Genomic DNA, 10,574 nt, shown 5'->3' with positions numbered 1-10,574 from the left:
ACAAAATGAAGAATGCAATATTAAGTGTTTCAGATAAAACAAATATAGTGGAATTTGCAAGTAAACTTATAGAAAATGGTTATAAAATATATTCAACAGGTGGCACTAAAAAAGCACTAGAAGATGCGAAAGTTGAAGTTTATTCCGTTTCTGATTTAACACATTTTCCTGAAATAATGGATGGAAGAGTAAAAACTTTACATCCAGGTGTACATGGTGGGATTCTTGCAAATCGTTCTATACCTGAACATTTATCAGCATTGAAAGAACAAGATATCGATTTAATTGATCTAGTTGTTGTAAACTTATATCCATTTAAAGAAACAATCAAAAAAGACAATGTCACCGAAGATGAAGCGATTGAAAACATAGATATTGGCGGACCAACAATGTTAAGAGCTGCTGCAAAGAACTTTAAATTTGTAACTACAGTAGTTGACCCGGAAGATTATAACGAAGTCATTGATCGTATTGAAAATAATAAACTTGATGAAACATATCGCAAATCTTTAATGGTTAAAGTATTTAAACATACAAATGATTATGACAAAACAATTGTTGAGTTTTTCGCAAATGAATCTGAACAATTAAGATATGGTGAGAATCCTCAACAAAGTGCGACATTTGTAAAAACGTCAAACGAAACAAACACATTAGCTGGTGCTAAACAATTACACGGTAAAGCATTAAGCTTTAACAATATTAAAGATGCTGATGCAACTTTATCACTTATTAAAAAATTCGAACAACCAGCTGCAGTAGCTGTTAAACACATGAATCCATGTGGAGTAGGTGTAGGAGAAACAATCGAAGAAGCTTATGATTACGCATATGAAGCGGATTCTCAATCTATATTCGGTGGAATTGTTGCATTAAACAGACCAGTTACTAAAAAACTAGCGGAATCATTACATTCAATTTTCTTAGAAGTAGTAATTGCACCAAGCTTTGAAAAAGAAGCTTTGGAAGTATTGACTAAAAAGAAAAATATTAGATTGTTAGAAATTAATATGACAGAAACAAAAGATGAACAAGAATTTGTTTCTGTATCTGGCGGTTACTTAGTACAAGATAAAGACAATGCTGTTATATCTAGAGATGAGATGAAAGTTGTAACTGATGTTGAACCTACAGAAGCGCAATGGAAAGCTTTAGAATTATCATGGAAAGTTGTACGTTCAGTAAAAAGTAATGCAATTGTACTTGCAAACGACCACCAAACTGTCGGTGTAGGAGCGGGTCAAATGAATAGAGTAGGTTCTGCAAAAATAGCAATTGATAGAGCAATCGAAATGAATGACAATGTTGCTTTAGCGTCTGATGGATTTTTCCCAATGGGAGATTCAGTTGAAACAGCTGCAAAAGCTGGAATTAAGACAATCATTCAACCTGGTGGCTCAATTAAAGACCAAGATTCAATTGATATGGCTAATAAATATGGAATCAGTATGGTATTTACTGGTATGAGACACTTTAAACATTAGGAGGTCAATATGAAAGTACTTGTTATAGGATCGGGTGGAAGAGAGCATGTATTAGCTAAAAAATGTAGTACTTCAGAGTTAGTTGATAAAGTATTTGTTATTCCAGGAAACGATGCGATGACTGAAGTAGCTACAATAGTTTCAGATATAGATGAAACAGATCATAAATTAATTAGAGATTTTGTTGTAAAGCACGAAATTGAATGGGTAATTATTGGACCAGAACAACCATTAATTGATGGGTTAACAGATGAATTAGAACAGACCAATTCTAAAGTGTTTGGACCTAATAAACAAGCTGCTCAATTAGAAGGTTCAAAAGAATTTGCAAAAAAAATCATGGAAAAATATAATATTCCAACTGCTGAATATCAAACTATTACGGATAAAGATAAAGCAAAAAAATATGTTGAACAATGTAAAATTCCAATAGTGCTTAAAAAAGATGGATTAGCTGCTGGAAAAGGGGTAATTGTTGCATTAACACGTGATGAGGCTAGAGAAGGTGTTGAGACTTTATATCAAACTCAAAATGAAAAAGTTGTTTTTGAAGAATTTCTTGATGGTGAAGAATATTCAGTTATGACGTTTGTGAATAATGAGTTTGCAGTTCCATTCGATTGTATCGCTCAAGATCATAAACGTGCATATGATGGTGACATAGGTCCAAATACAGGTGGTATGGGAGCATATTGCCCAGTTCCTCATATATCTGACGACATCTTAAAAGAAACTAACGAAAAAATAGCACAACCTATTGCAGACGCTTTAGTAAGCGAAGGAATCAACTATTTCGGATTAATTTATATAGGTGCTATATTGACTGAAGATGGTCCAAAAGTAATAGAATTTAATGCAAGATTTGGTGATCCAGAAGCACAAGTACTCCTAACTAGATTGGACTCTGATTTTATAGAAATTTTAGAAAAAGTTTATAAAAAAGAACCTATCACGCTTGAGTGGAAAGATGAAAGTATAGTGGGTGTAGTACTTGCCTCTAAAGGTTATCCAGGATCCTATGACAAAGGTCATTTAGTTGAAGGACTTGAAGACTTAAATCAATATTTTGTTAGTGCTTTGAAAAAGAATGACAAAGGGCAATATGAGAACAATGGTGGTCGAGTTATGATAGCTATCGGTATGGGTGATGATATAGAATCAGCTCAACAAGATGCTTATAACCAAGTTAGTAAAATTAAAAGTAATCAGTTGTTTTATAGAAAAGACATCGCACATAAAGCTATAAAAGCTAATAAGTAAATAACTTGGACATAAATGTCTTAGAAATTTAAAAAGAGCAGAAATTCATTATTAAAATTGAATTTCTGCTCTTATTTTTTATGGAAATCATTGTGACAACTATAGACTTTGTTGGCATTTTTTTATGCGCATGCTTTCCGCGGGCATGTTCTCAGCCTGTAGTCTTCGAATCATGCTTTTCCCGCAGGAGTCAGCGCTAAAAAATGCCAAATATTAATTAAATATTTATAATATAGTTGGAATTTATTCAAGAGTTGATTTTATGTTCAATAAATATATTTATTAAATCAAAAAACTAAACTTATAAATTTAAGTTTAGTTTGACTACAGTCCGAAGTAACACTTAGAGCTACCATATTTCTATATAAAAATAGTTGTTGAGAGTGATTTTGTAAAGTGCGGACGCCTGAGGGAATAGTATGCGTGAGAGACTACAGGCTCGAGCCATACCCCTAGGCAAGCATGCACGTACAAAATCGTAATATAAAAAATAAGCATATCACTGTAAACTTTAAAAATCGGTTAAGTGATATGCTTATTTATTTTGAGTTAGGATTTATGTCCTAAGCATTTTTACATTGCGTTATACTTCATTCTTTTGGGAAAGGTATGGTCAAATATAACGCAATGTTATCTAATATCAGAAATGCTTGTTATGGGTATATAAATACTTAATAAGTACGCAACAACTACAAGCAAAATCGTCATTAGAACAAAATATAAATCTTTCATTGTAATAGGTACTTTATAATAGTAAGTTCTTTTTTGATTCGTAAATCCTTTCGCTTCCATTGCCACAGCTAATCTATGAGACTTTCTAATGCTTTGACTTAAAGTAGGTATAAGCAAATGATTTACCCATTTCAATCCTTTACGATTACTTTTGTCTATAACTGAATACCTCATTTTTAAAGCTTGTCTTAATTGCATAAATGAACTAAACATAATTGGTATCAATCTAATTGAAGCCATAAAAGCATAAGCAATTTTAGGTTTTAACTTTAAATGTTGCATGAAACTGTAAAATACGAAAATAATTTGAGAAGTAAAAGGAATGACCATCCCATAAAATGAAATGACGAGTGTACGCATTGTTACATGTAAACCTCTTAGTAAACTCTCATTTGTTATATGAATGATCCCTAACTGAAATATAGTATTATCTCCTTCACCATAAAAAATCATAAACAAAGAAGAAGTAAATCCAAAGAATAATGTAATCATAATTATAATGAGAAGGGGTAACCATTTAACACCACTCATTATAATTAAATAAATAAACATTATAAGGGTTAAATAAATCATGAAATCAAAATCATGAATAAATATAGCAAAGAAAAATAATACTATACCTAATAAAAGTTTGGTTAAAATATTTACATCATCTATAAAAGTAGAATATTTTTTCCAATTAGTTAACATGTGATTCACCACCGTTAACGTCTAATTGATGATTGTTAATGACTAATGTTCTTGTAGCATATCTTTCTATTATTTCATTTTCATGCGTGATCATTAATATAGTTTGTCCTTTGCGGACTCTTTCATGAAATAACTTGATAAGTTCAAAAGTATTATGACTATCCAAACCAAATGTTGGTTCGTCTAATAAAATAATTTCTGAATTAGTACTTAATGCTGTTGCTACACTTAAACGTTTCTTTTGGCCAATAGATAGTTCAAAAGGATGTTGGTCTTTAACATGATACAAGTTTAAAAGATTTAACATTTCATTAGTTTTTTCAATTGCGGTTTCTTTGTCTTGAAAAGCAAAATTGATAAATATTTCATTAAAGACAGATATTTCTATAAACTGCAATTCTGGGTTTTGATAGACAAAGTACATATGTTTAGATGCATCTTTAACTTTTTTTAATTGTTTATTCTTATATTTAACTTGTCCATTATATTTTATAAGTTGCATTATACTTTCTAAGAATGAAGTCTTACCAGAACCGTTTTGTCCTGTAAGCCCAATCCATTCACCACTATTAATAGTTAAGTTATCTATTGTAAAAAGTTTTCTGTTACTTCTTAAAATATCTAAATCTTTAATTGTTAATAAAGTTTCTTGTGCGGAAGATTTATTTTTTAATTGAGGTGCATAATTCCAAGAAAGTGGATGCCATACACCATACTGATTTAAAATATCTATATGATTTTCCAATATATCAGATGGAGTACTATCGTGTGTGATTTGTCCTTGTTCATTCATAACAATCACTCTATCGACAAAATTCCAAATATAATCAACTTTATGTTCTACAATTACAACAGTTTGATCTTTCCAATGTTGCATTATTAAGTCCCAAAGTTGCGTTGTTGACTGATGATCGAGCATAGCTGTCGGTTCATCTAGAAATAATGTTTGAGAATTTTGTAATAATATAGAAGCAATAGCTAATTTTTGTTTCATACCACCACTTAAACGGTTGATTTTTAACGAGGCATCAGCATTTAAATTCACTTTATTCATTGCTTCATTAATCATTCCATCCATCTCTTTTGGATCTACATTCATATTTTCAAGTACGAAAGCTAATTCTTCTTTAATCTCAGGCATACAAAATTGTGTATCAGGATCTTGAAAAACAACTCCTGGAAGTGTGTCGATAGTTATAGAATCAAGTTTCATTGGAATATCCAATGACCTAGGTATAATGCCGTTTAATACATTTAGTAATGTACTTTTTCCTGAACCACTTGGTCCTAATAACAGTACTTTCTCTTTATCATTAATTTGAATATCTAAATTTTTAAATATAATGCGTTCATCCTCTGGGTATTTAAGTCTTAAATTTTTTAGTGATAACAATTGGTTAACTCCTATAGTAAGTCATAGTCTTTTTTAGATGCAGGTCTAAATAGTTTAGTGACGCCAGTCTGATCAAGCGCTCTTACAATTGCATATCCTAAAGCGCCGCCTACAATAGCACCACTTAAAATTCTAATTGTGAACATCAAAATTACATTCCATAATGCAACATCACTTAAATAATTATAAAACCAATCAATCGGTAACGTAATAATACCTGCCAACATTCCGGCAACAATAGCAACTGATAATTTTCTATATTTATAACGAACTACTAAAAATACAATTTCACAAGCTAAACCTTGAAGTAATGCATAAACAAAAGTAGGTATATCAAATTGTCCCATTACAATTGTTTCGCCAGCACCAGCAGCAAATTCTGCAAGTAAAGCCACACCTGGTTTTTGAATAATTAAATACGCTATAATTGCTGCTATAAACCAAAAACCATATACGGATTGTTCTAAATGTAATCCTAAAGGTTTTAATATTTCATATGGAATCCATAAAAATTTATAAATGATTGCAAATAAAGCACCAATTAAAACTGTGACCAAAATATCAGATAAAGTTAATCTCTTTGACATGCTAATTATCTCCTTTTTTATAAAAAAATGTGCACTCCTATATCTAAATAGAAGCGCACAAAAATATTGTTATCATTTATAAATGAATATTATTATATGATTTACGAACACTTTCCTACGCTAGTATCATCTAGATCAGGTACAAAGGGTTCAGACCTTCTCATGTCTGTCTCAGTTTAAAACACCCCTAGTGCATTTATTAAATTGTTATCACTACGATAAGTCTTATCATGCATTTTGTCAATAGGCTATAATGAACAAAAAAACCCCCTATGAAAAGATAGAATGTTTCCATAGGGTATTTATTAGAACTACGAAAGTTGTTTATTCAAATGTATCTTGAATATTATCTTTTGTTTCGTCTTGTCCATTTTTATCGTCTTTCTTATTTTCTTGTTCTTGTTTCTTAGCTTTTTCTGCTTCGTCTTTATGTTTATCGTTATGTGTCATAAATAACACTCCTTTAAAATGTATGATATTATTATATACCCAACAACATATGAGTTTTAAACTTAATGTACTACTTGGGACTGATTTTCAATTTAATTAAAGACATTTGAAAATGAAACAATTATAATGTTCAATGAGGTGAAGAACATGTCTATAAAGAAAAAAAGCTGGGAAGTTCATTTTAGTCGTATTATAGGAATATTCATTTTAATTACCGGATTACTTATATTATTTAATGCACCACGTATTAAAGATTATAATATCAAGGAATCAAATGATATCCATATAAGAAATATTTGGGACTTTTTTGTAGCTTTTTTTGATGAGTTGGTTAGAATATTGCACCATTATATTGGTGGTTTTCCTGTAATAGCAGCAATAATAATTTTACTATTTGGTATATTTATTTTACTGATTGGACGTACTTTAAGAAGAACAACGAATTATGATTATGACATTTCTATATTTTATATCGGCTTGACGATAATATTAATGATTGTCATGATGATGACGATGTTCCAAGTTTATAGTTTTGCATCATTCTTATTTATTATCCCATTCAGTATTCACATTGGATATGTTGTTTATAAAAATGAGCTTAATCCGATGAAACGGAAACAGCATTATTTATGGATTATCATTTCTTATGGTATATGTTATTTCATTTCTCAATTTGCAATGAACCATAACATTGATGCGGAAAATGTAAAGCCTATCGATGTAATGAGCGTTAATTTATTCTTTGTATTATTATGGTGCTTTAGTCAAATGTCCGTATGGATTAGTTTATATTTAAGAAGATCTTTACCAGTAAGTGATAAAGATATTGAAATGGTTAATGATGAAAAACACTCAAGAGCAAATAATAATTTATTAACAAGTAAAATATTTAGCATATCTGAAAGTTTTTATGAAAAATCACAAAGCCTGAAGCAAACAACTTTAGAAAAGTTTAACTCTGAAGAAGCAATTGCTAAAAGAAAAAAACGTAGTGAAAAATGGAAAGAAATTATAAAAATTGAAGATGATGATATTCCGAAATGGATGAGAAGACCTAAATGGTTAAAGAAAAGTTATATAGAATGGATTTGTACAGCAATTTTATTCTTATTTACTTTTATTGAGTTTAACAATCGTAATGGCTTATTCTTATCAGGAGAATGGAAATTATCACAAACTCAATATGTGTTTGAATGGTTAACATTATTTATAATGTTGTTGCTTATCATTTTATATGCATACTTTAATTACACGACAAACTATAAAAATAAAAATAATTTTGGGAAACTATTCGTTATATCAGCACTGTTCTTTGAAATTGCAACGACATTCTTTGTCTCAGCAATTCAAACATCACAGTTCTCAGTATTCATAACACCAATTTCATTTTTACTATTATTGTTTGTAACACCAGCATTTATAATTCATCTAAAAAAATCTTTCTAGAGAAATATAGTCAAAACCTGCCAACAAAGTCGAACTTTGTTGACAGGTTTTTTATGTTTTAGAGTATCAGTATAATTTTTGTAGGACTTTTTTATTCACACAACATGTAAGTAGAGTAAATATGGATAGGTGTAGTGACAAAACTGAAGAGAAGTGTAAATATGGATAGCTATAGTGACAAAACTGAAGAGAAGTGTAAACAAGGGCAGCTGTAGTGACAAAACTGAAGAGAAGTGTAAACAAGGGCAGCTATAGTGACAAAACTGGAGAGAAGTGTAAACAAGGGCAGCTATAGTGACAAAACTGAAGAGAAGTGTAAACAAGGGCAACTATATTCACACAATTCAAGAGTTATATAACATTTTATATATATAGATTAAAATAAATATTTAGCTTGATAGTGAAATTAAAAATGTAAAAAGTAAATATTTTTAATGAATTTCTTTGGAAAATGTATTGCACGGAATAATCTTATCCTTTATACTAATTTTAGTAAGCGTTTACATAAAAGGGGATCAAACTTTCTGGGGGAAATTTTGATTAATAAATTCGGTTAACAGAGTATTCTAAAGGGGGATACTCTGTTTTTTTGGCGTTTTGCGTAATATACGTTATAATATGTGAGACATTTCGAAAGGATGGCCAAAAAATAATGAAACAGTTAATGCTCAAAAGAGGTAAAGAAGATAAATATTTAAGAGGTTTCCCTCTTGTTGAAAAAGATGATGTATTTGATATGCCAAGTACAGATGAAGGTGAATTAGTAGCGCTTGTAGATTCTGGTAAAAGATTTATTGCTACAGCTTATTATGGTGAACAAAATAAAGGTATCGGTTGGGTATTATCTTTAGATTCAACTGAAAAGATAGATCATAACTTTTTTGTAAATCTATTTAAGACGGCTAAAAGTGAAAGAGAATATTATGATCATGTTGATGGTATAAATGCATATAGAATATTCAATGCTGAAGGTGATGGTATCGGTGGATTGACAATTGATTATTACGACGGACATTTACTGATTCAATGGTACTCTGTAGGTATTTATCGTTTGAAAGATAGATTGTTACCTGCTATTAAAGAAGTATTTGAATATAAATCTATTTTTGAAAAAAGAAGATTTAAAGGAATGGAAACTGCATCTGATTTTGTTGACGGAACAGCACCTGGTTTCCCATACGTAGTGGAAGAAAATCATTTATATTATAATATCGATTTAGACGGTGGACCGATGACAGGTATTTTCCTAGATCAAAAAGATGTACGAAAAAAATTAAGAGATCATTATAGCGAAGATAAAGATGTGCTGAATTTGTTTAGTTATACTGGTGCTTTTTCTGTTGCAGCAAGTGAGAATGCTAATTCCACGACTAGTGTAGATTTAGCAAACAGAGCAAGACCACTTACTGAAGCTAATTTTGGATTAAATGCAATTGATTTAAATAATAATCATATATTCATCATGGATGTATTCGATTATTTCAAATACGCTCTTCGTCACGGTTTGAGTTATGATGTAGTTGTTATTGATCCTCCAAGTTTTGCTCGTCATAAGAAAAAAACATTTAGCGTTCAGAAAAATTACCCAGAATTAATTGAAGGGTCTTTAGAACTACTAAATGAACAAGGTACTTTAGTATTAAGTACAAATTCAAGTGCTTTTCCTCAAAAAGCGTTTAAGAAGATGATTAACCAAACATTGGATGCGCTAGATGTAGATTATACAATTTCAGATGTAATGGGCTTACCTAAAGACTTTAAGAGCCATCCACATTACAAACCGAGCAAGTATTTAAAAGTAGTCTTTGTCCAAATAAATGGTTAAAATTTCCTAAAACGGGTATAAGTTAATATTCTAGTATTGAATACTAACGAAACTGTGAGGAGATTGAACATAATGGGTATTTTTAATAAAATTAGTACAAAAGCAGGAAATAAAGCATTAGGCATAGAAGAAATTAAAAAACGTTCTGAGTTACCAGTAACACAAGATGAATTATTAGAGCGTAGAAAAAGAGCTAAAGAATTAGTTTATAAAAAATCATTAATGTCATCTGCAGCGAATGTAGTTCCTATCCCAGGATTAGGTGTGGGTATGGATATTAAACTTATGGGTGATATTATTGAAGATATCAATAAAATTTATGGACTAAGTCATAAACAAGTGAACAAAATGCAAGATGATTTAAAACAAAAAGTGCTTACATCAGCTGCCATGAAAGGTAGTCAATTCATAGGACAAAAAGTTACTAATGCTATGGTGAAAGTATTCTTTAAATCAGTAGTTAAACGTGAAGCAGCTAAACAATCAAGATGGATACCACTTGTAGGTCAAGCTGTTGCTGGTTCAATTAGTTATTATTTAATGAAAAAAATGGGTGACGATCACATTAAGAAATGTGAAACAGTTATTCAAGAATTTATAGGTGAATAGTGTTATAAAACATACTAAGATTAGCTATGAAGAAATCTATGACGATAGATTTTTTCATAGCTATTTTTTATAGTTATAGAGAGAGGTAGACTGTGCGG

The 10,574-nt window shown here is 30.4% G+C and carries 9 protein-coding genes and 1 riboswitch; of the genes, 5 read left to right on the top strand and 4 right to left on the bottom strand.

Annotation, left to right across the window (positions count from 1 at the left end; translation table 11 throughout):
• Window positions 1-5 precede the first annotated feature (5 nt).
• Window positions 6-1,484, top strand: coding sequence for a bifunctional phosphoribosylaminoimidazolecarboxamide formyltransferase/IMP cyclohydrolase (purH, locus tag LQ609_RS01920; protein ID WP_107509835.1), 1,479 nt, complete (start codon window positions 6-8; stop codon window positions 1,482-1,484).
• 9 nt (window positions 1,485-1,493) lie between these two features.
• Window positions 1,494-2,744, top strand: coding sequence for a phosphoribosylamine--glycine ligase (gene purD / locus LQ609_RS01915; RefSeq protein ID WP_239734261.1), 1,251 nt, complete (start codon window positions 1,494-1,496; stop codon window positions 2,742-2,744).
• A gap of 630 nt (window positions 2,745-3,374) precedes the next feature.
• On the opposite strand, the gene LQ609_RS01910 is transcribed toward purD, so the two are convergent.
• The 4 genes from LQ609_RS01910 to LQ609_RS12675 all read right to left on the bottom strand — a co-directional run bounded on the left by LQ609_RS01910 (window position 3,375) and on the right by LQ609_RS12675 (window position 6,596).
• Window positions 3,375-4,166: an energy-coupling factor transporter transmembrane component T family protein gene (locus LQ609_RS01910; RefSeq protein WP_078356774.1), complete on the bottom strand. Its 792-nt coding sequence runs from the start codon at window positions 4,164-4,166 to the stop codon at window positions 3,375-3,377.
• Complete coding sequence (locus tag LQ609_RS01905) at window positions 4,156-5,559, bottom strand: ABC transporter ATP-binding protein (RefSeq protein WP_239734260.1); 1,404 nt, start codon at window positions 5,557-5,559, stop codon at window positions 4,156-4,158. The genes LQ609_RS01910 and LQ609_RS01905 overlap by 11 nt, the downstream gene beginning before the upstream one ends.
• An 11-nt stretch (window positions 5,560-5,570) precedes the next feature.
• Window positions 5,571-6,146, bottom strand: coding sequence for an ECF transporter S component (locus tag LQ609_RS01900; RefSeq protein ID WP_078356776.1), 576 nt, complete (start codon window positions 6,144-6,146; stop codon window positions 5,571-5,573).
• Between the two features lie 95 nt (window positions 6,147-6,241).
• Window positions 6,242-6,345, bottom strand: a riboswitch (TPP riboswitch).
• A 125-nt stretch (window positions 6,346-6,470) separates the two neighbouring features.
• Entirely contained in the window at window positions 6,471-6,596 is a 126-nt protein-coding gene (locus tag LQ609_RS12675; protein WP_256681898.1) for a hypothetical protein, read from the bottom strand.
• Between the two features lie 147 nt (window positions 6,597-6,743).
• Between LQ609_RS12675 and auxA the strand changes: the two genes are divergently transcribed.
• From auxA to LQ609_RS01885, 3 genes are all read left to right on the top strand, one after another.
• Window positions 6,744-8,042, top strand: a complete 1,299-nt coding sequence (gene auxA / locus LQ609_RS01895) for a lipoteichoic acid stability factor AuxA (protein ID WP_078356777.1) — start codon at window positions 6,744-6,746, stop codon at window positions 8,040-8,042.
• Window positions 8,043-8,694: 652 nt separating this feature from the next.
• Window positions 8,695-9,867: a class I SAM-dependent rRNA methyltransferase gene (locus tag LQ609_RS01890; protein ID WP_239734259.1), complete on the top strand. Its 1,173-nt coding sequence runs from the start codon at window positions 8,695-8,697 to the stop codon at window positions 9,865-9,867.
• Window positions 9,868-9,939: 72 nt separating this feature from the next.
• Complete coding sequence (locus LQ609_RS01885; protein ID WP_078356779.1) at window positions 9,940-10,476, top strand: DUF697 domain-containing protein; 537 nt, start codon at window positions 9,940-9,942, stop codon at window positions 10,474-10,476.
• Window positions 10,477-10,574: the final 98 nt, after the last annotated feature.

The sequence above is a fragment of the Mammaliicoccus sp. G-M28 genome (assembly GCF_022386595.1).
In the GTDB taxonomy this organism is placed as follows: Bacteria; Bacillota; Bacilli; order Staphylococcales; family Staphylococcaceae; genus Mammaliicoccus; species Mammaliicoccus fleurettii.
This window is presented reverse-complemented; position numbering and strand designations above follow the sequence as displayed.